Origin of the sequence: Pseudoalteromonas sp. Z9A5, assembly GCF_011378875.1 — a bacterium.
Classification (GTDB): Bacteria; Pseudomonadota; Gammaproteobacteria; order Enterobacterales; family Alteromonadaceae; genus Pseudoalteromonas.
The window spans coordinates 1-26,025 of record NZ_WTLC01000041.1 but is presented as its reverse complement, the minus strand read 5'-3'; the positions used below and the strand labels follow the sequence as shown (position 1 = coordinate 26,025).

General features: G+C 38.8%; 20 protein-coding genes. 17 read left to right on the top strand and 3 right to left on the bottom strand.

Features of this window, described 5'->3' with window-relative positions; translation table 11 throughout:
- Window positions 1-136 precede the first annotated feature (136 nt).
- From GQR56_RS17520 to GQR56_RS17510, 3 genes are all read left to right on the top strand, one after another.
- Entirely contained in the window at window positions 137-1,093 is a 957-nt protein-coding gene (locus tag GQR56_RS17520) for a porin (protein WP_197112238.1), read from the top strand.
- Between the two features lie 9 nt (window positions 1,094-1,102).
- Window positions 1,103-2,578, top strand: a complete 1,476-nt coding sequence (locus tag GQR56_RS17515; protein WP_166113887.1) for a DASS family sodium-coupled anion symporter — start codon at window positions 1,103-1,105, stop codon at window positions 2,576-2,578.
- 256 nt (window positions 2,579-2,834) lie between these two features.
- Window positions 2,835-4,253 (top strand): coniferyl aldehyde dehydrogenase, encoded by a 1,419-nt coding sequence (locus tag GQR56_RS17510; protein ID WP_024610926.1) that lies wholly within the window; start codon window positions 2,835-2,837, stop codon window positions 4,251-4,253.
- 96 nt (window positions 4,254-4,349) lie between these two features.
- On the opposite strand, the gene GQR56_RS17505 is transcribed toward GQR56_RS17510, so the two are convergent.
- Complete coding sequence (locus GQR56_RS17505) at window positions 4,350-5,075, bottom strand: tetratricopeptide repeat protein (RefSeq protein WP_024610925.1); 726 nt, start codon at window positions 5,073-5,075, stop codon at window positions 4,350-4,352.
- 797 nt (window positions 5,076-5,872) lie between these two features.
- Between GQR56_RS17505 and GQR56_RS17500 the strand changes: the two genes are divergently transcribed.
- From GQR56_RS17500 to GQR56_RS17470, 7 genes are all read left to right on the top strand, one after another.
- Window positions 5,873-6,736, top strand: coding sequence for a DUF6279 family lipoprotein (locus tag GQR56_RS17500; RefSeq protein ID WP_166113884.1), 864 nt, complete (start codon window positions 5,873-5,875; stop codon window positions 6,734-6,736).
- A gap of 160 nt (window positions 6,737-6,896) precedes the next feature.
- Window positions 6,897-7,925 (top strand): XdhC/CoxI family protein, encoded by a 1,029-nt coding sequence (locus GQR56_RS17495; protein WP_166113881.1) that lies wholly within the window; start codon window positions 6,897-6,899, stop codon window positions 7,923-7,925.
- Window positions 7,919-8,512 carry a nucleotidyltransferase family protein gene (locus GQR56_RS17490; protein ID WP_166113878.1) on the top strand — a complete coding sequence of 198 codons (594 nt, stop codon included), beginning with the start codon at window positions 7,919-7,921 and terminating at the stop codon, window positions 8,510-8,512. The genes GQR56_RS17495 and GQR56_RS17490 overlap by 7 nt, the downstream gene beginning before the upstream one ends.
- A 126-nt stretch (window positions 8,513-8,638) precedes the next feature.
- Entirely contained in the window at window positions 8,639-9,127 is a 489-nt protein-coding gene (locus tag GQR56_RS17485; protein ID WP_166113875.1) for a (2Fe-2S)-binding protein, read from the top strand.
- Window positions 9,128-9,139: 12 nt separating this feature from the next.
- On the top strand, window positions 9,140-11,431 hold the full coding sequence (locus GQR56_RS17480; RefSeq protein ID WP_166113871.1) for a molybdopterin cofactor-binding domain-containing protein: 2,292 nt from the start codon (window positions 9,140-9,142) through the stop codon (window positions 11,429-11,431).
- Window positions 11,432-11,534: 103 nt separating this feature from the next.
- The gene (gene moaA / locus GQR56_RS17475) at window positions 11,535-12,506 is read left to right on the top strand and encodes a GTP 3',8-cyclase MoaA (protein WP_166113868.1); all 972 of its coding nucleotides are present in this window, start codon (window positions 11,535-11,537) and stop codon (window positions 12,504-12,506) included.
- A gap of 157 nt (window positions 12,507-12,663) precedes the next feature.
- A complete protein-coding gene (locus GQR56_RS17470) occupies window positions 12,664-13,701 on the top strand; it encodes a GGDEF domain-containing protein (protein WP_166113865.1) in 1,038 nt (345 codons plus the stop codon).
- A 63-nt stretch (window positions 13,702-13,764) separates the two neighbouring features.
- On the opposite strand, the gene GQR56_RS17465 is transcribed toward GQR56_RS17470, so the two are convergent.
- On the bottom strand, window positions 13,765-14,703 hold the full coding sequence (locus tag GQR56_RS17465; RefSeq protein WP_024610917.1) for a LysR family transcriptional regulator: 939 nt from the start codon (window positions 14,701-14,703) through the stop codon (window positions 13,765-13,767).
- Window positions 14,704-14,822: 119 nt separating this feature from the next.
- Here GQR56_RS17465 and GQR56_RS17460 point away from each other — a divergent pair, with 119 nt between their 5' ends.
- The 7 genes from GQR56_RS17460 (at window position 14,823) to GQR56_RS17430 (ending at window position 25,747) form a co-directional block, all read left to right on the top strand.
- Window positions 14,823-15,992 (top strand): efflux RND transporter periplasmic adaptor subunit, encoded by a 1,170-nt coding sequence (locus GQR56_RS17460; protein ID WP_166113862.1) that lies wholly within the window; start codon window positions 14,823-14,825, stop codon window positions 15,990-15,992.
- Window positions 15,993-16,001: 9 nt separating this feature from the next.
- Window positions 16,002-19,154, top strand: coding sequence for a multidrug efflux RND transporter permease subunit (locus GQR56_RS17455; RefSeq protein ID WP_024610915.1), 3,153 nt, complete (start codon window positions 16,002-16,004; stop codon window positions 19,152-19,154).
- Entirely contained in the window at window positions 19,147-20,559 is a 1,413-nt protein-coding gene (locus GQR56_RS17450; protein WP_166113859.1) for a TolC family protein, read from the top strand. The genes GQR56_RS17455 and GQR56_RS17450 overlap by 8 nt, the downstream gene beginning before the upstream one ends.
- Before the next feature lie 10 nt (window positions 20,560-20,569).
- Window positions 20,570-21,598: a zinc-binding dehydrogenase gene (locus GQR56_RS17445; protein WP_166113856.1), complete on the top strand. Its 1,029-nt coding sequence runs from the start codon at window positions 20,570-20,572 to the stop codon at window positions 21,596-21,598.
- Between the two features lie 291 nt (window positions 21,599-21,889).
- The gene (locus GQR56_RS17440) at window positions 21,890-24,145 is read left to right on the top strand and encodes an acyl-CoA dehydrogenase (protein ID WP_166113854.1); all 2,256 of its coding nucleotides are present in this window, start codon (window positions 21,890-21,892) and stop codon (window positions 24,143-24,145) included.
- A 319-nt stretch (window positions 24,146-24,464) separates the two neighbouring features.
- Complete coding sequence (locus GQR56_RS17435; RefSeq protein WP_166113852.1) at window positions 24,465-25,013, top strand: hypothetical protein; 549 nt, start codon at window positions 24,465-24,467, stop codon at window positions 25,011-25,013.
- 434 nt (window positions 25,014-25,447) lie between these two features.
- On the top strand, window positions 25,448-25,747 hold the full coding sequence (locus GQR56_RS17430; RefSeq protein WP_166113849.1) for a hypothetical protein: 300 nt from the start codon (window positions 25,448-25,450) through the stop codon (window positions 25,745-25,747).
- A 32-nt stretch (window positions 25,748-25,779) separates the two neighbouring features.
- On the opposite strand, the gene GQR56_RS17425 is transcribed toward GQR56_RS17430, so the two are convergent.
- Window positions 25,780-26,025, bottom strand: a 246-nt coding sequence (locus GQR56_RS17425; RefSeq protein WP_166110990.1) for a transposase, incomplete at its 5' end; no start/stop codon positions are given.

Genomic DNA, 26,025 nt, shown 5'->3' with positions numbered 1-26,025 from the left:
GGATTTCGCACATTGATGTGTAAATAAAGTACATGTTTAATTCTAAGGTTATGAAATAAATAAGTTTTATATCATTGGCAGTGTGCTTGCTTAGTAAGTTCCGACAATAAGTAGATTCTAATAATTAGGACACACAATGATAAATTTCAAACACACCACTATTTATCTAGCTTCAATAAGCTGCTTAACCACATTTTCGCATACTGCTTTAGCCGTTGATTACACTGTATATGGTAAAGCCGAAGTACAAATTGCTAATACTGACACCGGTATTATGCGTTACGCTGAAAAAGGCACACAAATAGAAGCGCCTTATTCGCGTATTGGTATTAAGGGCGATCATAAACTTAACGAATATTTAAGTGCTGTTTTTAAATATGAAGTACAAGTTAAAGGTTTTGAAGAAGATGATACTGAAGAGCCTTTTACTGCACGTAATACTTACTTAGGTTTAAAAGGTGCTTTTGGTGAAGTTGTTGTAGGTCGTAACGACACTCGCTTTAAATACTCTGAAGGTAAACTCGATAACTTTAACGAAACTCAAGCCGATATGGCACAGGTTATTGCTGGTCAAGACCGCCTCGGTGACACAATAACTTACACCTCAAACTATTGGCATAATACGCAGTTTTCATTTACCTACGCTCCTAAAGACGATAATAAAGATAATGAAGCAGGTTTTGCTGCTACGCTTATTTATGGTGATCGTAATTTAAATAATACGCCATATTACTTATCGTTAAGCCATGTTGATTCACTTAATAATATTACTGCAAGCAGAATTGCCGGTGTTTATAAGTTCGAACAATTACAACTTGGTGCGTTATACCAACATTCAGAATCAGTAGATGGCACAAAGTCGGGCAATGGTTACGTATTAAGTGCAAGCTATGCCCTCGATAAGTGGGTGCCAAAAATTCAATTTGCTAAAGATGACTCAACTCTTCGTCAAGCATCTGAGGCAACGCAATGGAGCACAGGCCTTGATTATGTATTTGATAAGCAAACTACAGCTTATCTTTTATATACCGATCTTAATTTAGAAGAACAAGACGACAGCAGTGTTGCGCTTGGTCTTAAATACAAGTTTTAGAGGCTAGCCATGACAGATAATATATTGACGCAAGAACCAGATAAGAACAGACATTTTCAATGGCTTTTTTTAGTACTGGGCCCTTTAGTAATGCTATTAACATGCTTACTTGATCCGCCAACAGGAATGTCGGTTGCGGCATTTAAAACCGCAGGTTTAGCGTTTTGGATGGCATCGTGGTGGGTAAGTGAAGTTGTACCAATTCCGGCAACTGCATTGCTACCACTGGTAATATCACCACTTGCTGACATAGCAGCAATAAAAAGTGTGGCTGCGCCGTATGCACACCCGTTAATCTTTTTATTTTTAGGCGGATTTTTAATCTCAATTGCTATGGAGCGTTGGGGTTTACATAAACGTATTGCATTAAGCACCATGTTATATGCGGGTAAAAAACCAAGTTTACAAATTTTAGCTATGATGCTTGTTACTGCATTTTTATCTATGTGGATGTCTAATACTGCGACAGCCGTAATGATGTTGCCTATTGCACTTTCAATTACTAACTTGGTTAAGCAATCAGACCCTGAAAATGAAGGTTTTGGTAAAGCCTTACTGTTATCAATTGCCTATGGCGCCAGCATTGGTGGTATTGCTACATTAATAGGCACACCGCCTAATGCATTAATGGCTGCTTACTTATCAGATAGCTACCAGATAGAAATTGGCTTTGCCCAATGGATGATTGTAGGTGTACCACTTTCTTTAAGTATGCTAATCATTAGCTGGGTTTGGCTTACTAAGTTTGCGTATAAAGTAGATGCTAATGCTAAAGATAATCAAAAAATTGATACCAAAGCGGTATTTTCTGAACAGTTAAAAAAGCTTGGAATAATGCAACGCGCAGAAAAAGGCGTATTGTTTGTATTTGTGCTTGCTGCACTTTGCTGGATATTTAGACCTTTATTGGGTGATATAACCGGTCTTAAAATTTCAGATACTACAATTGCAATTGCTGCGGCATTACTGCTGTTTGTAATGCCTGCTAATAAAGGCAGTGATGAGCGTATTCTTGATTGGCAAAATGCCTCACAAGTGCCTTGGGGTGTATTATTATTGTTTGGGGGCGGACTTACGCTTGCATCTCAAATTAAATCGTCAGGTCTTGCTGAGTTTATTGCTCACATGATTGAAGGCGCAAGTGCGATTCCTCTTGTTATGAGTGTGCTTGTTGTGGTTGCTTTAATTACATTTTTAACTGAAATTACAAGCAATACAGCAACCGCTGCAGGTTTTTTACCGTTATTAGGTCCTGTTGCTGAATCGATAACAGGTTCACCCCTTGTATGGGTTATTCCTGCTGCTATTGCGTGTAGTTGCGCATTTATGATGCCTGTAGCAACACCACCTAATGCGATTGTGTTTGGCTCAGGGCAAATACAAATGCGCGACATGATAAGAGCAGGCTTTGTACTAAACATCGTCGCAATTGTTTTAATAACACTTGTAACAATGACGATTGCAGCCCAAGTATTTGGCTTTTAAAACTGTACTAAATTAGTTCCAACCAACCTATATCAGAGTAGTTTTGTTTAAAGTTATAACTTAAAGCAAAGCTACTCTTTATATCCAATCTATTTCAGTTAAATTCACGCCATTAGTGTTCAAAAGAGTTGCTTAGGGTAGATTTACCCTTAAAAACTCAAGTTATATATTACGCTTTCAAGCAAATTAGTGTTATTGCTCGAGAAACAGAACAAGGTTATAGTCTCGTATAACTTTAAAAGCTGAGCAATCTATTTTGACCACTGACACATCACACACTGCTTCTTTAATTACACAATTTGATGAGTTACAAAACTCTTTTTTAGCGACCCCGTACTTATCGATTAAGGAGCGCATTGCTGTTTTAAAAAAGTTGCGAGCGCGTGTTGTAGACCTTGAAGAAGAACTCGTTGCAGCAGCATCAAAAGACTTTGGTTACAGAACTGCGTTTGACACCTTACTGGGTGATATATTGCCGACAGTGCAGGGAATTGCCCATATAATAAAAAAGTTACCAAAATGGTCAAAACCAAGTAATAGATCAGTGGGTTTAAGTTTATGGCCTTCAAAGGTCAGCGTAACTTATCAGCCTAAAGGGGTCGTTGGTGTTATAGCGCCTTGGAATTACCCTATTCAATTAGCGATTGTGCCTGTTATAACAGCTATTGCGGCTGGTAACAGAGTAATGCTAAAACTGAGCGAGTTTACACCTCATACAAATATTGTACTCGAAAAGCTATTTAACGACGAAATGCAGGAGCATTGCAAAGTAATACAAGGTGGTAGCGATGTAGCTGCTGAGTTTTCATCGCTCCCATTTGCACACCTACTATTTACGGGTTCAACAGGCGTTGGTAAATTAGTAATGGCGTCGGCAAGTCGTAACTTAACACCTGTAACACTGGAGTTAGGTGGTAAATCGCCTGTTATTATTACTGAACAAGCTGATATTGCAAAAGCAGCAGAAGCTTTGTTATTTGGGAAAATGGCGAATGCAGGGCAAATTTGCGTTGCGCCCGATTATGTATTTGTCCCAAAAGCGCTTGAGCATCAGCTTATCCAACAATTATGTGACTTATATAAAAAGCATTTTAAAGATGGTGTTGAAGGCAAAAATTTAACATCAATTATTAGTGACTCACATTACCAGCGTTTAACCGGCTATTTAGCACAAGCCGAGCAACTTGGTGCGAGTATTGTTAAACCGCTTGACCATAATCAACAAGATGCAGATAAGCATCGCTTGGGGTTACACATTGTTACGCATGTAACTGATGAGATGCAGTTAATGCAAGATGAGTTGTTTGGACCAATACTGCCAATAATGAGTTATGACAAATTAGATGATGCGGTTGACTACATAAAGCGTCATCATCACCCATTAGCACTTTATATTTTAGGTCAAGATAAACATGCCCAAGAATACATTATTAAACAAACGCTTAGCGGCACAGTAGCGGTAAACGATACACTAGTGCAAGTTACAGCAGATGATGCACCATTTGGTGGTGTTGGGCACTCTGGCATGGGGAATTACCATGGTAGGGAAGGGTTTTTAACCTTTAGTCATGCTAAAAACACACTTGTTTCAGGCTCGTTTAATCCACGTATTGGCATGTTACTTAAACAAAGTAAGGTACTTATTAAGTTATTAAAATGGCTTTATATTCGCTAACTTTATTTAAACTTAAAATAAAAAGGCTGATCTACATTTGAAGTTACCTTCATAGTAGTTCAGCCTTTTTTAATTATTTAATGTAAAAAATAAAGCTTAAAACAATCGACCTTCACCTGCATAGGTACCCGCCAAAATTCTAGCGTAAATAGCGTCAGCTTTTTCTTTAGCTTCTTCAATTTCTTTTGGCAGCATTTTACGTTCATCAAGTTTACGGCTATGGTTTGCTTCCATATTGCCATTATATTCAGCAATGGTATTCCAAATGTATGATTTTTCTAGATCCTTAGGCATACCTAAACCTTCAAAATACATAAGTGCTAAGTTAAATTGCGCAAGAGAGTAATTATTAGCAGCCGCTTTTTCGTACCAGTTTTTAGCAAGTTCATAATCAAGCGATACACCATCACCATTGGCATACATAACACCTAGGTTAAACTGTGCTGCTGGTAAATTTTTCTTTGCTGCTTTTTCGAATAAAGTAATGGCCATTTGCTTATCAAGTTTTACACCTTTGCCATCACTGTATAAAACAGCCAATGCAAACATCGAATCAGCATGGTTCTTCTTTACACCTTGTTGATAAAGTTGAGCCGCTTTACGGTAGTCACGCGTTACTCCAAAACCACCTTCATACAGTTTAGCTAGCTCATAAATACCAGGTGCAAAGCCTTTATCTGCAAGGTATTCAAACTCTTTTAGTGCGTCTTCAAAATAACCTTCGTTAGCGGCTTTAATGCCATCTTCTAACGTTGCATGAGCAAAAGGGCTCGCGAATAAAACGCCAGCAAGAATTAAAGTTTTTAAATTAAACTGTGACATAACAATGTCTCCAATTAGTAAGAGTAGCAATATGTATTAATACAAATTTTTATTAAAAACATGATCATTTTAGCAAATTAGGTAACTCATCATCACCGTTTTAAACTACTCTCGTACAGCTGCACAAATACATAAGGCAGAGTAATTAAGGAGTAATTGGCAACAAAAACTGTATCTTGTAATTACTGATTTGATATTAAGCTATTAACCAGGCGTTAAAATGAATCACTAATTTAATGCAAATTAATATAATTAAACGTTATTTTATTAATATTTGGGCTAAATGATTAATTGGAACGTTTAAGTACAGGTGCAAAAGCAATGCCTACTGATATGTTTTACGCTTGCTTAAATATAAAAGCAAGACGATGAGGTTTCAGCGGGTCTATATAGTATTTTATAGTTTAAAATAAGGCTTTTGCATTAAGTGCATTAAGTGCATTTAGTATAGAAGTGTAAGATACAGATATTACAGAAAATTTAAAGAAATAAAAAAAGCCCGTTAGGGCTTTTTTGAGTCATATCAACCGTCACTAATATGAGCAATGTAGCAAGTAATTGTGCTCTTTTGTGTTATTACTTGGGTCGAGTAAGCAATAAACACGAAGCGGCACGGTCTTCTTTAATTAATATCAGCATCCTTGCTGTAAGTTCTTCCTTAGGGCACTGAGGTCGTTACACTTTGTTTATGCGAACGATTATCGATTAGATTTAAGCTTAAGTCAACATTAAATGATAACTATTATCAAATGAGTTTATTTACAGTTAACTACATAAATATAAAAACGAGGGACGAGATGCTAAATAACACTAAAATGAAAAAGCTTACACGTGCAGGTTTAGCTATAAGCATGTTGTTTTTATGCAGTTGTTCTGCCTCATTTACTTATAATAATTTAAGTTGGCTTTCATCGTTTTGGGTTGATGATTATGTTGATTTAAATAAACAACAAAACAAACAATTAAAAAAAATTATTGAAACAACGCAACACTGGCACAGGTCAACTCAATTACCAGCATATAAACAAGATATACAAAATATAAAATCACTGTTTAACGAAGGTATAAAACCTGAGCAACTTAAAAACCAAATTGTATTTGCAAAAAAGCATTGGCGTAACCTGCTTGAATACGCTTACGAGCCTTTGGCTGAAGTAGGTTTAACTTTGACGCCATTACAGCGCAAAGAGCTTATAAATAATATTCAGGAACAAATTGATGAAGAACGAGATGAATTTAATGAGCAAACACTTATAGCACGTAAAAAAGATCGTTTAGAAGAACAACTAGAATACTACGAACAATGGCTAGGAAAACTTACTCCTGAGCAAAAAACACTTATTAAATTAACTAACTATAAACATCAGGACTCAGGTGAACTGTGGCTCGAATACAAACAAAAGCGTTTAAATGCAGCTAAAGAAGTACTTGAAAGTACCACCCTAATGCAAGCTGAGTTTATTGAGCAATTAAGTACCGTAATAAAAGAACGTGAATTGTACATGAGCCCAGTACAGCTTAAAGTTAATGAGGAAAACCTTAATTTGTACGTCGATTTATTAAATACGTTAAATACCACTTTAAGTGACAAACAACGTGAAAATGTAAATGATCGTTTTGATGAGCTAATCGATACATTGAATGATATTATTGAGGGCTAAAACATTATTAATCAATCACTTTGCTATACAGTCGTTACATAAAGTTACGTAGAAGTAAGGTTGTTGTTCAATTTTTGTAGTTATTTAAATGAATCTCAAAATTGTCACGTAGCGTGGCTGTAATCATCAAAATAAATGATGGTTTGTTAAGGTAAAAGTTATGGTTACTGATTTAAAAAGCATATTAAATAGCTGGGCACCTCTTAAAGATCAGCAAGAGTGGGTTTTGGCGACGTTATATAAAATTGAGGGCTCAAGCTATCGAAAGTTAGGCGCAATGATGCTTATTTCGAGTTTAGGGCAGCGCTTAGGTATGCTCTCTGGCGGTTGTTTAGAGGCTGATATACAGCGACATGCTAAGCAGGTAATGAGCACGTTAACGAGTAAAACTATAAGTTACGATGCAACAGATGAAGATGATTTAACGTTTCAGCTAGGTATTGGTTGTGGCGGTATAGTGCATATTTTACTTCAGCCGATTCATAAGTCTAATGAGTACTTACAGCTTGAGCTTATGAACAAAGCACTTAACGATAATATTGCGGGGCGTTATCTTCAGCAAGTTGACCCTATTGTACCTTTGGGAAATGGGGTGTTTACTCAAAATTCAGAACAACAAGGGTTATCAATTAATCGAAAAGCTCAGCTAATTGAAATTAATAACGCTACGTCATTACAAATATCTATTTATCCACCTCCTCACATACTTATTGTAGGCGGCGGAGCCGATGCAGTGCCTGTTTATACATTCGCTAAACAACTTGGTTGGAGTGTAACAGTATGGGATACGCGCCCAGCAAATGCTAAAAGACAGTACTTTACACATGCTGATGCTATTTTACGTACTACGCCAAGTGAGTTACGGGAGTACTGTTTAGCTAACAAAGTAGATGCTGCTATTTTAATGGCTCACAGTGTTGAACTTGATGCGAGCGCACTTGCTGCCCTCGCTGATACTTCCTTTAAGTACATTGGCTTACTTGGTCCTAAACATAGACGAGCACAAGTATTAACACAGGCTAACACTTCAGTTGAGCAAATAAAGTCACCTGTATTTGGCCCTGTAGGCTTAAATTTAGGTGGTGACTCACCTGAGAGTATTGCACTTTCGCTAATTAGCGAAATACACGCGGTGCTTTCAAGCAAAAATGCGACCTCGTTAAGTAACTGGGGAAACGATAAGTGCTAATAGCAAAAGTGATATTAGCGGCGGGGCAATCATCACGATTCAATGGTTGTAAGTTAACCGCCGACCTTGGTGCTGGGCAAACGATGATTGAACATGGCGTTAATATTTTACAAGCACTTGATAGCTCGCCTGTGTTTGTAGTGACTGGCGCATGGCATAAAGAAGTAAAAAATATACTCGCAGATACTAAAAACATTAAATTAATTGAAAATAAACAGTGGGATAAAGGCCTAGGTGACTCTATTGCGACAGCAACTAAAGCTATTTTAGAAAATCAGCAACCAGATGGCATTTTATTTATACTTGCTGATCAAGTTGAGCTCACTACAAAGCATTTAAGTGAGTTGGTTACAAACTTTAAAAGGCATCCTTCTCGTTGGTGCGCCAATTATGGTGAGCGCTTGGGAGTTCCTGCGATATTTCCTAAGGTTGATCTATCGAGGCTTAGCGACTTAACTACAGATAAAGGTGCGCAGCATTTACTGCGTTGCACCGATGAAGAGGTTAATACTATTAATTTAAAATGCGCGAGTTTAGATATAGATACTCAAGCGCAGTTAAATGATTTTTTGAATAAAACGCGATAAAAATATTTTAATGAAAGAAATATAACTATGGGTCAATAGTTACATTTTTTAATAGTTATAGTAACTCTTTAAACTATACGCATAGTTTAAAGAGTTGCTATAAAAAGCTTAATCAAGGGGCAAGCTATGGTGACGTTTACAATTAATGGCAAGGTGGTTGAATCACACGCGAGTGAAGATACACCGTTGTTATGGGTTATTCGTGATGAAATTGGGTTAAAAGGCACTAAATTTGGTTGTGGTATTGCAATGTGTGGTGCATGTACTGTGCATTTAGATGGGCAAGCAACGCGTTCTTGTGTATTACCGGTAGGTGCTATTGCAGGCAAAAATATTACGACCATTGAAGGGTTAAATAACGAACATCCGCTTCAAAAAGCATGGGTTGAAGAACAAGTACCACAATGTGGTTACTGTCAATCGGGTCAGATAATGCAAGCAGCTACATTACTTGCTACTAACCCAAACCCTTCAGACGAAGAAATAACCAATCATATGAATGGTAACTATTGTCGCTGTATGGCTTACAAACGTATTAAAACGGCTATTCAACGAGCAGCAGATGAGTCAAAAAGTGTTGTTAATATTTTTGATCCTAATGCACAAGACGCTTAACTGGAGCCGACAATGAAAAAATTATTTCAAAAAAATAGTGAAACCGTTAATTTAAACCGTCGTTCATTCATGATTGGTACTGCAAGCGCAGGTTTAGTTATGGCGTTTGCCCCTGCATTCTTTTCTGGCTCGGTAAGTGCAAAAGAATCAATAGCTCAACAAGCATTTTCACCTACAATTTGGTGGACAATGAACACCGATGGTGGCATTGAAGTAAGCATTGCAAAAGCCGAAATGGGTCAACATATAGGTACTGCATTAGCGCGTATTGTTGCAGACGAACTTGAATGTGATTGGGACAAAGTTTCAATTACGTACGTAGATACCCATGAAAAATGGGGTTATATGGTCACCGGCGGTTCGTGGTCTGTTTTTCATAGCTTTAAACCACTTTCACAAGCCGGTGCTGCGGGCAGAATTGCGCTAATAGAAGCTGGTGCAAAAATGTTAGGTGTTACAGCTGGTACATGTCGTGCTGAAAAAGGCTATATAGTCTCTGGCGACAAATCTGTTAGTTATGCTGATTTAGTTAAAAAAGGCGAGTTTAATCGTACTTTTACAAGTGAGGAAGTAGCAAGTTTACCACTAAAACCAGCCAATAAACGCCATTTGACGGGGCTTAAGCAAGACTTTAAAGCGCTTGATATACCTGCCAAAACCAATGGTACCGCAGTGTATGGCATAGACGTAGAAGTTGAAGGCATGCTCTATGCTCGCCCAGTAATACCGCCAACTCGCTTTGGTAGTGAAGTAATAAGTGTTGACGATACCGCAGCAAAAACAATTAAAGGTTATAAGGGTTATGAAATTTTAACTGACCCAAGTAATACGGTAGAAGGCTGGGTTGTTGTATTAGCTGATAATTACCCAAGTGCAATTAAAGCTGTAGATGTACTAAAGGTTAAGTATAAAAAAGGTAGCGCAGCAAACGTAACTGAGTCTGATATTCAAAAAGAAGGTGTGCGTTTATGTCAGCAAACTGATTCAGGCACTTTATTTGTTGATGAAGGCGATATAAAGAAAACTCAAACCGATGCAAAAGAATTACTCGAATCAATGTATACCACAGCGACCGCGAGTCATTATCAGTTAGAGCCTTTAAACGCGCTTGCACAGTTCAAAGATGGAAATTGGATTATCCACACCGGTAACCAATGGCAATCGCTTACATTGCCAGCCATAGCAAAAGCACTAGAAGTTGCACAAGATAAAGTGATTATTCGCCCGTACTATTTAGGCGGTGGTTTTGGTCGTCGATTATTTGGTGATTGGACTGTACCCGCAGCCCTTACTGCAAAAGCGGTAGGTAAACCTGTAAAGCTTGTGTTTACTCGAAAAGATGACAGTTTATTTGATCAATCTCGCTCAGCGTCTACTACAAAAATGACGGCATCGTTTGACAAAAACGGTGCTTTTACTGGTTTAGAGCATGCTTTTGCAGCAGGGTGGCCAACTAAAGCAATGGCACCAGGGTTCTTAGCTCCAGGTGTTGATGGTAAAGGCAAATTTGATGCATTTTCGGCATCAGGTGCTGATCATTGGTATAGCATGAACAGCCACCGTGCAAGAGCCATTAATAATGGACTTGTACAAAGTACATTTATTCCAGGGTGGTTACGCTCAGTAGGACCAGGTTGGATTGCTTGGGGCCTTGAGTCGTTCATTGATGAAGTTGCACACAAACAAGGTAAAGATCCTGTTGAATTTCGCCTTGAAATGTTAGATGCACAAGGTAAGCAAGCAGGTAAAGCACCTGAGAGTGTAGGTGGAGCATCACGTTTACACAGTGTACTTAAAAAAGTATCTAAAAAAGTAGCCAATGTTAAGTTAGGTGAAGACGAAGGTTTTGGGTTTTCGGCCAGCTCAGGGCAAGAACGCACCATGCCAGCATGGATTGCAACCGCTGCACATGTGCATGTTAATCGTGCTGATGGTAAAATAACGCTTAAAAAGCTGTATGTGGTTGTTGATGCAGGTTTAATAGTGCATCCTGATGGTGCGCTGGCGCAAATAGAAGGTTCTCTACTTTGGGGAGCAAGTCTTGCGCTGCATGAATCAAATACATATAAAAACGGGCAGGTTTCAGCGACTAACTTTAATACTTACCTACCACTTAGAATGAAAGATGTGCCTGATATGGACATTGAATTTGTGCAAAGTGATGAGTTTCCAGTTGGTTTAGGTGAGCCGGGCGTTATTGGTATCGCTCCAGCGATTGGTAATGCCGTATTTAATGCTGTGGGTGTTCGTTTACGAAACTTACCAATGAAACCAGATGAGCTTAAAAAAGGCTTATCTGCGTAAAGCACTAAAAGCAATAAAGCAGTATATGTGTAAGAGGTTTGCATTTTAATGCGACCTCTTTAACATGTAGTAAATACACTTAAGTTATACCCAAGGTTTAGTTATGTTAGTCGATCCAGCAGGACGAGAATTTAGTTACTTACGTTTATCAATTACCGACGTGTGTAATTTTAAGTGTGTTTATTGTTTACCAAATGGTTATCAATGCGACCACGACCGAGACTTTCTTTCGCTTAACGAAATAAGTAATACAATAAAAGCATTCGCCCATCATGGTATTAAAAAGGTACGTATTACAGGCGGAGAGCCAACTCTTCGAAAAGACTTTATAGATGTTATTCGCGCAGCTAAAGATACAATAGGTATAAACCAAATAGCAGCGACAACGAATGGTTTTTCTCTACAAAAAAACATTAATAATTGGGTAGATGCAGGTTTAAGTGCCATTAATGTGAGCATTGATAGCTTTGACCCCCGTATGTTTAACTCAATAACTGGGCACGATAAATTTGCCTCTGTTATGAGTGGCATAGATGCAGCTGTAGATAGTGGTATTTCATCAATAAAAATAAATAGTGTACTGATGAGACAATATAACGCCACAGAGTTAGATACTTTTTTAAGCTGGCTTAAACACCGTCCCGTAACTATTCGGTTTATAGAGCTAATGCAAACTAACGATAATAAAGATTTTTTTGATGCAAACCACCTCTCAGGTGAATCAATAAAAACTAAATTATTACAAAGAGGTTGGCAACGTATAATTCAAGGCGCTACAGCAGGACCTGCACAAGAGTTCTCGCATCCAGATTACCAAGGTAATATTGGTTTAATAATGCCTTACAGCAACGACTTTTGTAGCACGTGTAATAGGCTTAGGGTTTCTGCGTTAGGAAATTTACATTTATGTTTGTTCTCAGAAGAAGGTATATCCCTCAGAGAGCACATGAACAATAATTCAAGTGCAGAGCTAATTGCATTACTATCGCGTTATATTAAAACTAAAAAGCAATCGCACTTATTACAGCAAGGTAATACTGGGATCACCACTAATTTATCTATGTTGGGCGGTTAAAGTCTTTAATTTTTTTGTTGAATGATGAGCCGAACGTCGTCTAATTAATGTGAAAATGTAAATAATAGCTTGTATTTTCGCGTTTTTATTTTTAGAGGGCTTGTCATATTTTATTTTCACGTTAAACTAAATTTTTATTTGTTATTAAGTTATAAGAATGGATATCGCAGCACTTAACAGTACTAAATCATTAAGAAGAGATGTTCTTAAGTGGATGTGCCTTTGTTTTGGTTTTTTATCGTTAGCGTTCGGGGTATTTAATTTAACAGTAAATAACCTTCCTTTACTGGGCTATATAGAAGCCAGCTTTTCAATTTATTGCATCTATACTTTTATTGCGCTTACACGCCATCCATTACAGTTTTGGCAATCAATAGTAATGTGCGCACTGATCTCATTTATTGTTGTATTAGCGACTTATTTAGCGTCACCGCGTAACGGTGTTTACGTTTGGTCGTTCGCATTACCTGTTTTATATTACCTTTTAGTAGGTAAACGTTATGGATTTATTTTATCTGCGACTTTACTTGCTGCCCAAATAATTATATTGGCAGGTAAATCAAGCCTTTCACCTTTTGAAACGTTTAATTTGGTACTTAACTTACTGTGTACTTACGTGAGTATTTGGGCTATTTCTCATATTTTTGAAGGTAGCAGATCACAATTTTCAAAACGACTTAAAAACTTAGCATTACTTGATCCACTAACAGGTGCCGGTAATCGTTTGTCTATGAGTCACTATTTTGAAGTTGAGTTACGAGATAAGTCACAGCTGTACGTGTTTTTACTCGATTTAGATTATTTTAAATTAATAAATGACGAACATGGACACGGTGTTGGCGATAAAGTACTTGTAGAAGTTGCAACCCTTTTAAGAGTTGCTCTAGGCCGAGGGTATGTTTTTAGAGTTGGCGGCGAAGAGTTTGCTTTATTTAGTTCGTTTACAAGTGAGGAGGAAGCTCTTAACGCGGCTGAAAAAATAAGAACTCAAGTTGAAAACACAAATTTTGATATTGATGGTCTATCTATAAATATTACTACAAGTATTGGTGTGGCAAAGTTTAAAAGTACAAACACCCTTGAAGGCTTTGTTGAACAAGCCGATAAGCAACTATACAAAGCTAAGCGATTTGGTCGCAATAAAGTGTATTGTAAATTTAAAGCAGAACCAGACTTTGAGATTGCTACGGCTTAATATCAAAACTTAGCATTAAAACTTATAGTCAATAAACTATAGAGTTTGTTAATAATAAAATGGTTAGTACATTTGTTCAAAATTAGGGATGCCGTTTTCCCAAATCGGTTTGTCTTTTCCTAAGTACTCACGTACTGCATCAAAAAATAAGCGCGTTCTGACTGGTAAGTCGCGATGAGGGTATACGGCGTACATAGCGCTGTATTCCATAAGTTTAATATCTGTCAATAAAGGAACTAACTTTCCTTCTTTTACTTCATCACCAATAATAAACGCAGGCGCAACAAAGTAAGTAGTCCCCGAGAGCGTTTTCATTAATAAAGACTCAGCATCGTTTGCACGAAATACACTCTTTATTTTTTGTTCACACGGCTCACCTTTACTGTTGTAGTAATCAATACTTTCTACTCTAAAAGAATTACTTGCATAACTTGCTGCAGGTAGGCTTGCTAGCTCTTCCATTGTTTGTGGCATGCCGTAGGTTTCAATAAACTCTGGAGCTGCAACTATTAATATGCGGTTTCGGGCAATTTTTCTGGCTATAAGAGATGAATCTTTTGGCTCGCCTACTCTAAACGCTAAATCAAATCCTTCAGATACAATATCCACTAATCTATCATCTAACCTAAGTTCGACTTCAACCTGCGGAAAGCGCTTTTGAAAGTCATTAAGTACTGGTTGTAAGTAACGACGACCAATGAGTGTTGATGAGGTGATTTTTAAAACGCCACGAGGCTCTAAATGGTAGTTTTCGGCCATACGGACGGTTTCGCCAAGAAGCTCTCTGAGGTCTGCGGCTTTTTTTATCATCTCTGCGCCCGCAGCAGTTAGCGAAAACGAGCGGGTGGTCCGATTAAGTAACCTCACACCAAGTTCGTCTTCTAATCGACTAATTTGTTTAGAAATAACAGAACGGTCAATATTACGAATTTCAGCTGCTTTAGCAAAAGAGCCTTGCTCTACCACTTCAAGCAACATTAAAAGCCGACTTGTTGTATCCATTATTACATCTCAATTAATTAATTGATGCCATTTTGGCACTAATGAATTTAAAAATCTATGGTTTTTGTCCGCAAGTTTAATCCGTACCATGCGAAGCTAATTAAAAAAGGAGCGTCTTCATGAAAAAACATTTAATTGCTGCTGCACTCGCTGGCGCATTACTAACACTTGCAGGTTGTGCTGATGAGAGCACACCCCCTTCGGCTCAAGCACAACATCTTCAGCCAATCGATGTTGCACCTGTATTAGTTAAACCAGTACAAAGCTGGCACACCTATACAACTCGCTTAGAGTCTCCTCAAGAAGTGGCTTTAATGCCACGCGTATCAGGTGTTATTGATCATATTGCATTTAATGAAGGCGATAATGTAAAAAAAGGCGACTTATTATTTAAGTTAGACGATCGCCCATTTGCTGCTGTTGTAGCAAGCCTTGAAGCACAAATTAATAGTGCACAAGCTGCATTAGAACAAGCAAAAAGCGAAGCTAAACGTGCGGTCCGCTTAATGGAGCGTAAAGCTATTTCTACTGAACAAACAGAGTCGCGCACGTCTATTTTACACCAACGCGAAGCGCAACTTGCTGCATTACAAGCACAGCTTACATCGGCAGAACTTGATTTAGAATTTACGTCAATTGTATCGCCAATTGATGGCATAATTTCCCGTGCAAACATCACGAGAGGCAATAACATTATTGCGGGTCAAAGTGTGTTAACAAGCATAGTCTCTAACGAAAAAATGTACGCTTACTTTGATGTTGACGAACGCACTTGGAACAGTGCTTTTAGCAATGTAACAGCGGCAAGTCGTCAACCTGTTGTAATGCAAAAAGTTGGGCAAAACGATTTTGCGTACAAAGGGTATATCAACTTTATTGATAACCAAATTAATGCTTCTACGGGTACGCTTCGTGTTCGCGCCGTATTTAATGAAGATAACAACCAACTTAGAGCAGGCTCATTTGCACGTATTAAGTTAGCGGCTAATTCAATTTCTGAGCAAGTAATAGTGCCAGATAGAGCAATTGGTACCGATTTAAAAAATCGCTTTGTACTAACTGTTGGCGAAAACAACGTGCTGCAGTACAAATTAGTGACAGTGGGTGAGCGTTACGGCTCGCTTCGTGCAGTGACATCTGGTTTGTCTGAAGGCGATGTGATTGCAGTAAATGGCCCAGCTCGCGTAGGTCCTGGTATGCCAATTGAACCAAATACAGTAACAATAGATAGCAGTGATGTTGCATTCACCCTCTCTAATGACGAATCAAACGTAGTAGCTAAGCAATAAGGTTTTTTGATGAAATTTTCACACTTTTTTATTCAACGGCCGATATTTGCGGCTATGTTGTCTTTGGTTATTTTAATTGCGGGTGGCATTTCTTTATTTCAGCTTCCGGTAAGTGAATACCCAGAAGTTGTACCACCAACAGTTGTTGTAACCGCAAGTTACCCAGGTGCAAACCCAACGGTTATTGCACAAACGGTAGCAACACCACTCGAGCAAGAAATTAACGGTACTGAAAACATGTTGTATATGTTTTCACAAGCAACCAGCGATGGTCGTATGACCCTAACGGTAACGTTTGCACTGGGTACTGATTTAGACCGTGCTCAAGTACAAGTACAAAACCGTGTAAACAGTGCTTTGCCACGTTTGCCTGAAGAAGTACAACGCTTAGGTGTGGTAGCCGAAAAATCATCACCAGATCTAACCATGGTAGTGCATTTATATTCGCCAGAAAAAACACACGATACCGCGTATTTATCTAACTATGCCGATTTGTATGTTAAAGACGAAATTGCACGGCTACCAGGTGTGGGCGACATTCGCTTATTTGGTGCGGGCAAATATTCAATGCGTGTTTGGTTAAACCCAGATGCTTTAGCAGCACGTGAGCTAACAGCAACCGATGTTGTAACGGCGCTGCGTTCGCAAAACCAACAAGTTGCCGCAGGTAGCTTAGGTGCTCAGCCGGTGTCAAACGACAGTCAATTCCAAATACTATTAAACGTTAAAGGTCGTTTAAATAGTATTGAAGAGTTTGAGCAAGTAATTATTAAAGTAGGTGAGGAAGGGCAGCTAACACGTTTATCTGACATTGCACGCGTTGAGCTAGGTCAAGACACTTATTCACTTCGCGCAGAGTTAGACACTCAGCCAGCGCTTGCTATGCCTATATTTCAACGCCCTGGGTCTAATGCCATTGAGCTTTCTGATCAAGTGCGCGAAACCATGGCGCGTTTATCAAAAGATTTTCCTGAAGGGGTTAAATACGACATTGTTTACGATCCTACTGTATTTGTACGCGGCTCGATTGACGCAGTAATTGCAACGTTACTTGAAGCAATTGTACTGGTTGTTATTGTAGTTATTGTATTTTTACAAACATGGCGTGCGTCTATTATTCCGCTTATTGCTGTGCCTATTTCACTTATTGGTACGTTTGCTGTTATGCAGTGGTTGGGCGTGTCGATTAATACCTTATCGTTATTTGGGTTAGTACTTGCCATAGGTATTGTTGTAGATGATGCGATTGTAGTAGTAGAAAACGTTGAGCGTAATATAGAACAAGGTTTATCACCACTTGAAGCAACACGCGTTGCTATGAACGAAGTAACCGGCCCTATTATTGCTATTGCATTAGTGCTGAGCGCAGTATTTATTCCAACAGCCTTTATTACGGGTTTGTCTGGTCAATTTTATAAGCAATTTGCATTAACAATTACAATTTCGACCATTATTTCTGCTTTTAACTCATTAACTCTTTCGCCTGCATTAGCTGCGTTATTATTAAAATCGCACGATGCAAAACCGGATGCGTTTACACGTTTACTAAATAAATTATTTGGTCGTTGGTTATTTCAACCATTCAACCGTGTATTTGACCGTGGCGCTAAAGGGTACGAAAAATTAGTTAAAAAGCTAATTCGTCTAAGCCTAATTGCTATGGTGGCTTATGTTGCACTGGTTGGCGGTACAATTAAATTGTTTGATACCGTACCAGGTGGCTTTATTCCACAACAAGATAAGCAATATTTAGTCGCAATTGCTCAGTTACCAGACGCAGCAAGCCTTGACCGTACTGAAGATGTATTAAGACAAATGCAGCAAATTGCCTTAGATGTGCCGGGTGTTGCCCATACGGTTGCTTTTCCTGGTTTGTCGGTAAATGGTTTTACTAACAGCCCTAACAGCGGCATTGTTTTTACACCTTTAGATGCGTTTGAAGACCGCGCCGATCCAAGTAAATCAGCTATGGCAATTGCTGCGCAGTTAAACCAACGTTTTGCCGCGATTGATGAAGCATTTGTAGCGGTATTCCCGCCCCCGCCAATTCAAGGTTTAGGTACAACGGGTGGCTTTAAGCTACAAATTGAAGACCGATCAAACAAAGGATTCGAAGCGTTATTTAATAGTCTGCAAACGGTTATTGGTAAAGCACAAAAAGATCCTGCGTTAATAGGGCTTTACTCAAGTTTTCGTATTCAAGTACCACAAATGGATATAGACGTAGACCGCGAGCAAGCACTAATTCAGGGTATTCCACTTGATGAAGTATTTAATTCGCTGCAAGTTTACTTAGGCTCGGTGTATGTAAATGACTTTAACTTGTTTGGTCGTACGTATCAGGTAAACGCGCAAGCAGATGCTGATTATCGTTTAGATCCAGATCAAATACTTAATCTAAAAGTAAGAAACCGTGCAGGTAATATGGTGCCATTAGGTTCTGTATTAACGGTTACACCAACAATTGGTCCAGACCGTGTAATGCATTACAACGGTTACCCAAGTGCAGAACTTAATGGCAGTCCAGCGCCTGGTTACAGCTCTGATCAAGCACAATTGGCTATTGAAGCAATACTTGCTGATAACTTACCAAGCGGAATTGAATACGAGTGGACTGAGGTTACTTACCAACAAGTACTTGCTGGTAACACCATGGTGTATGTATTCCCACTGGTAGTGTTACTGGTATTTATGGTGCTTGCTGCTCAGTACGAAAGCCTGCGTTTACCATTGGCTATTATTTTAATAGTGCCAATGACCATATTCTCAGCGTTACTTGGTGTGTGGTTTGTAGGCTCAGACAATAATATATTTACGCAAATAGCGTTAATAGTACTGGTCGCCTTGGCATCTAAAAATGCGATTTTAATGGTTGAGTTTGCTAAAGATCAAAACGAGACAGGGTTATCTCATATGGATGCAATATTAGCTGCGTGTCGTATGCGCTTACGCCCAATATTAATGACCTCAATTGCATTTACAGCAGGTGTTATACCGCTTGTATTAGCAACTGGCGCAGGAGCAGAAATGCGCCATGCAATGGGTAATGCAGTGTTTTCAGGCATGATTGGTGTGACTGTGTTTGGCTTATTGTTTACACCAGTATTTTATATGCTTGTTGTGAATAAAAAAGAAAAAGCGCAGGAGTTACCACATGAATAAGTTAGCAAATAAAATGCTAAAAACACGCTTAACAATAAGTGCTGTATTGGTGGCTGCATTTTTATCTGGCTGTGCTAGTAAAATAGATACAGTAAGTGAGCAAAATGCAATTAATGAGTTTGTTGCAAAAGCAGCTGTTGCAGAGCAACTTACTGGCGTTGATGAAACTAGCTGGTGGAAAGGGCTTGATTCAAGCCAATTAAATCAGCTGGTAACCAAAGCGCTTGCAAATAATTACGACTTAAAAACAAGCCAACTCACGCTTAAAAGTGCATTAGCACGGCTAGGCGAGCAAAAAGCGCAATACTTGCCACAAGGTGGCGTAGAAATTGGTGCTCAGCGCAGTGGTTTGGGTGACGTAAATAGTCGTCAATCGAGTGCTAATTTAGCGCTCGACTGGCAACTTGATTTGTTTGGGCGCATTACAGCATTGGTTGATGCGGCAAATGCATCGGCTATGAGCCAAGCAGAGCAAGTACGTTTACTGCAAATTGAAGTGGTTTCGTCTGTTGTTAAAGGGTTTGTAAGCTATCAGGGTAATGTTGAAAAACAGCACATTGTAGCGCTGCAAATAGAAGCGCTTGAACAAAGTATAGAGGTGCTACAAGCACGTGTTGATGAAGGTGTGGCTAACGAACTTGATTTAAACCGTACTATGGCGCAACTAAGGCAACAGCAAGCACTTGTACCCGCTTTTGAATATGCAAAATACCGCGATTTATCTACGCTTGCCGTACTTACTGGACGTTTAACGCAAAACGTTGAATTAAGTAATGAACAAGCTATTTTAGAGCATGAGTTTGAGGTATCTCTTAATGAGCCAAATAACGCAATTGCACTAAGACCCGATATTAGCCGTGCGCTTTATGACTTTAGCCAAGCTAACAGTTTAAGCGTTGCAGCAAGCAAAGCACTTTTACCCGATATTAGTTTGAGCGGCTTTGCAGGTGTTCTAAGCATTGGCAGTAATGGCTTTAGCGATACTCAGCAGCAATGGCAAATAGCGCCACAAATTCAGTGGTCGTTGTTAAGCTATCCTGCACTTTTAGCGCAGCGCGACGCACAACAATTTTTAAGTGAAGCCGCGTACAGCGATTATCAACAAGTTGTGCTAAAAGCCGTTAGCGAAAGTGAACTTTCGTTGCAACTTTTGGTCAATCAAACACAGCAAAAACGTTTTGCTGATGAGCGCTATGACTTTGCTAACAAAGCATTTTTACAAGCGAATGCAATGTACGAAGAAGGGCAAATTCCGTATCTAGAGTTGTTAGATGCGCGTCAGGATGTTTTAATAGCGCAAGAAAATGCTGTCGATTCAACAATTTCATCGCTACTCGCTAAAGTTAATGCATATCAGTCATTTAACGGGCGATGGAGTTATGCATTAAGTAACACTAATAAGTAGAGCTTTATTGATGTCTGATACTGATGTTTTACATGAATACACCGTACCGCACACAATGCGTGCCATTGTATTACCAGAGCCTAACGAGCAAATTAAATTAGCTGACGTTGAGTTACCTGTACCTGAGTGTGCAGATAACGAACTACTTATCAAAGTGGAGTACGTTGGCTTAAACCCTGTTGATGGGCAGTTTGCTAAATCGGGTTTTTGCAAATGGCAATACCCTCATATTTTAGGCCTTGATGCCGTAGGTGTGGTGGTAAAAGCCAGCAAAGGTATTTTTCCCAATGTGGGTGAGCGGGTTATGTGGCATGCAAGCGTTGGTGGCCAAGGTGTACTGAGTGAATATACAAAAGTACCTAACTACGCAGTATCGGTTTTACCTAAAGGGCTAAGCCCAGCGGTGGCCGCTATTTTACCTTGTGCAGGTATGGCTGCGCTTATAAGTTTAGATAAACTTAGTATTAGCGAAGGCGATACCGTACTTATTGAAGGTGGTTCGGGCGCTGTAGGGCAGTTTGCTATTCAGTATGCTAAGCAACGTGGAGCAGATGTATTTGCAACTGCATCAAAGCGAAACCATAAACTGGTTAAGCAGCTAGGCGCAGACATGGTTTTTGATTACAACGATAAAAAGTTGTGTGAAAAAATTCGCAGAGAACTTGGTCCACAAGGCTTTGACGCAGTTATAGACACCATTGGTGGTGACTCAACGGCTAGAAATATTGAGCTAATGCGTTTTTGCGGTAAAATTGCGTGTCTAAACCCTCTACCATGTTTCGATCAAGACTTAATGTACCGCAGAGCGCCTAACATTAGCGTGGTATCGCTTGGTGGTGCATGGCTTGCTAATAGTTTATGTGCACAGCAGCGTTTAAGTTTTATGGGTAATTTGTTACTAGAAAGCGCATGTAATGGCGATATTAAAACACCTGAACTCACCGCTGTTGAGTTTAATGCACAAGCGGTATCTGATGCGCTTAATAAACAATTAGCAGGTGGTTTTACGGGTAAACAGGTTGTTCACGTAGCACCATAAGCATACGTCACTTTAAAAAACGCAGCATTTTATGCTGCGTTTTTTTATGCCTATTTTATGTATTTTGCATCCCACCAAATCGTATTTCTATTTATTAGCTGTTTTATTCATCATTTTGATAAAAATAGTTATTTTCAGCGTACAGCTGTAAGCCTTTGCGTTTCAACAGTTTACGTTCAGGTAAAGAAAATAAATTTAAAAAACTGTTAATTAATTGAATAGAGTAATTGATCTAAACGATTTTTTATGACGTAATGTAGTTATTATTTAGCTGGTCGGATGAGTTCAATCATGAGTTTACGTACAAAATTAAAAAAAGTATTACCAAGTATATCTATCACTGAACAAGAAGCGTTAGACGCAGGCGATGTATGGCTTGAAGGTTCTATCTACCAAGGTAAACCTGATTTCAGCGCACTTCGCGACGTACCTGCCGCTAAGCTAAGTGCAGACGAGCAAGCATTTTTAGACGGTCCAGTAAAAGAACTACTGGGCATGATTGACGATTCAGTTATTCAAAACGGCATTCATTTACCAAATGATATTTTAGAGTTTTTGAAAAAAGAGCGTTTTTTCTCGCTTATCATTCCTAAGTCGTTTGGTGGTTTAGAGTTTAGCCCTTATGCAAACTCTACTATTGTTGGCACAATTGCGACTAAGAGCTCTGCAGTTGCAGTAACCGTAATGGTTCCTAACTCGTTAGGTCCGGGTGAGTTATTACTTCACTTTGGTACGCAAGAGCAGCAAGCACACTACTTACCACGCCTAGCAAATGGTACAGACATTCCATGTTTTGCATTAACAAGCCCAGAAGCGGGTTCTGATGCAGGTGGCATTCCAGACATTGGTACAGTTACTAAAGGCATGTATAAAGGCGAAGAAGTACTTGGCCTTGAGATCACATGGGACAAACGCTACATAACGCTTGCACCTATTGCTACTGTACTTGGTTTAGCTTTTAAAGTAATGGACCCTGATGGTTTACTAGGTGGCAAAGAAAGCTTAGGTATTACTTGTGCACTTATTCCAAAAGAACACCCAGGTGTAGAGCTTGGTAATCGCCATGACCCTATGGGTATTCGTTTTTACAACGGTACTACACGTGGTAACAAAGTATTTGTTCCAATGGACTTTGTTATTGGCGGGCAAAAAAATATCGGCCGTGGTTGGCAAATGCTGGTTAGCTGTTTAGGTGCCGGCCGTGGTATTTCATTACCTGCGCTAGGTGTTAGTACAGCACAAGTTGCATTTAAATCAGCATCTGAATACGCAGCAGTGCGTGAACAGTTTGGTTTAGCCATTGGTCAGTTTGAAGGTATTCAAGAAAAACTAGCTGACATTGCAGGTAAAACATACCTACAAGAAGCAATGCGCGTACTTACAACTGAAGGCTTAGGCATGGGCTTAAAACCATCAGTAGTAACCGCAATCGCTAAATACCACATGACAGAGCTTGGTCGCGACGTACTTGATTCAGCAATGGATATTCAAGCGGGTAAAGCGATTCAAAATGGTCCACAAAATACATTAGCAAGTGGTTATGTTGCTCAGCCGATTGCCATTACGGTAGAAGGCGCGAACATTCTTACTCGTAACTTAATGATTTTTGGTCAAGGTGTTATGCGTTGTCATCCATATTTACAATCTATGGTTGAGTCAATTCACAGCGAAGACAAAGGCGCTGACAAAGAATTTAACGGTATTTTACGTAAAACAATCGGCTACAGCACAGCAAACAGCTTACGTGCTTTCCGCCTAGGTGTTTTACCATTTACAGCAAGTGCTAATTCTGAATTACCAGAAGTACGCGACTACGAAAAAGCAGTACATAAATTATCTGCAAAACTTGCAGTGTACGCAGACTTTTCGTTACTGGTACTTGGCGGTAAATTAAAGCAAGCAGAAATGCTATCGGCACGTTTAGGCGATGTAATGAGCTTTTTATATGCAGCTATGGCATCAATTAAATACTACGAGCAAAAAGTATCAAGTAGTGACCGTGAGCAAGCAGCGCCGTATTTCCATTACGCGACTCGTTTTGCACTACAAAGTGCTGAAGAAGCATTGCATAAGTTTTTAGATAACTTCCCTGCAAGTGGTACACGTAAGTTTATTCGTTTCATTACAATGAACTACTCAACTAAAATGCCAAAAATTAGCGACGATTTAATCCGCGAACTAGCTAAGCAAGCTCAGCTAGATACCGCGTTTAAAGCGCAAATCACGCATTTAGTTAAACCAGTAGAGGGCGATGGCCATCATATTAATGAGCAAGCTTACAAAGCTAAAATGGCATCACTTGGCGAGCTGGCTAAAGTTAAAAAAGCACTACGTGCTAAAGTAATTAAACCAGGTATACGCTTTAACATCACGCTTGATAACGCACTCGCGGCAAACGTAATCACGCAAGCTGAACACGTTCAGTTAATTGATTACAACATCAAACGTGAAAAAGCGATTCGTGTAGATGAGTTCGATTTTGATATGAACCTACTAGACGATAACGCACAGCCAATTAATCCGCTTAAAAGCGTAGTTAATCAGTAGACTGTGAAATTAATTCAATAATGCAAAGCGCCCGCAGTATCGGCGCTTTTATTGTTGAGTAAATATTTAGTGTGGAGCCCCGCTTGTGTAAAAATAAGCGGGGCTTTTTTATTTGTTTTAAATAAAAGCTAGCTTGAAAGTAACACTGATACCTATTTTATTTTTTCTTATTAAATTTGAATAACGCTTAAAACCATAATTAGGTAAAAATAAATGAAGCGATTTAGCTATTTGATTACATTCCTAATTGGCTAGTGACGGGGGAATTGTTACATTAATCATCAATTTCTTCAGTAAAGTTAAACCGGAGTGTAACCAAATGAAAAAATGGATAGTACTTTTAACACTATTAATGTCATTTGTGCTACATGCTGCTGATAATAAAAGTGCAGTAGTAAGCGATAAACAAACAACAGAACTTGAAGAGTGTACGGCAGAAAAACCAATAAAGGGAATTCTCAACCCTAAATACAAAGGTTATACAAATTTCACAACAAGTATTAATAAATACGATATTTCTGAGTCAGCCGTTTTTTATAAACTCATGGAAATTAACGTTACTCATGGCGGTTGTGCTCACTATGCTTACACATTTAAATATACATTATATGATAGCCACCTAGTAGCCGACAAAAAACATTATCTAAATAAAGCAATAAATTTACTGGCTCAAACCGAAATGGTTCAAGATTACAAATCTATCCCTAAGGAAATATCTAAGCACTTGAAAGAAAATATAAATAATTCAAACGTATTACAAGAAGGGCGAATAGTTGTTTCTCTTGGATATAGACATATCTATTTTAATTTTTTAAGAGCAGCTGATAACAAGGTAATAATAGAGATTATTGATGACACAGCCCTTTAGTCACATAGCTAATTTTGCCACCTAAATTAACTATGCTAATGCCCTATAATCTGATTTGGCAGACAGGAATTTTTCAATAGATAAGGAGCTATTTTTTACTATGTAGATGAAAATAATGACGACAGTCATCATTTTCGCTATAAATATCACCCATCATTGTACGCGTATTTCATAGCACAGTTTAGCTTCTTCGATTAGAGTGGCTGTCTAGCATACTAAGCTGTGTATATAAACAGTTGTTTGTGTTTTGTCCAATAACATTATTAAAAGTCGTTTTGGTGTATTTTAACAACAATAACTTTACAAAATACGTAATTACTTGTTTACATGGAAGTTGTTTAGTGGAATTGTTGAGCAATGTAATATACGCCGTTTTGGGGTGTTATAACCCCCAAAGTGGTGTCAATAAGCTGTTAGCAGTATTTGGGAGTTTTATGGAACCTGGCAATAGTTTGAAAATTGAAAGCCTAAATGAAGAATGGCGAGATAAAGACTCTGTAATGTTGCATGCCTGTTTTCAGCTACTAAAAGATACAGTCGAAAAAGAAAAGCTGTTTGAGATTATCGATTGGGATGCTGATGAAAAAACTCGTTCAACTAAGCAAGAAATCACAGAGCTTTATAATTGGTGGCTTACATATAACGAAGATCTAGTGCCAGAGCCTGAAGAAATTAGTGAGCAAAATAGAATGTTACATCGGCTCATAGATGTTCGATGGGCATTGTGGACATAAATACTGCTAACAAGAGACTATGGCGTCAATAGTTAATTTATAACTTTTGGCGCTTCCCATAAAACACCATCTCTTAGCATTGAATTTAAGATAACAATCATCTTTCTAATGCATGCAATAATGGCAACTTTTTTAGGTTTCCCTGCGGCTAATAACCGCTGATATGTTGCTTTAAAAACAGGGTTTGATTGCATTGCTGACATCATTGCCATGTACAAAACGGTTCTTACTTGCGGTCGCCCGCCTTGTATTTTTCGATGACCTTTAAATCGCCCACT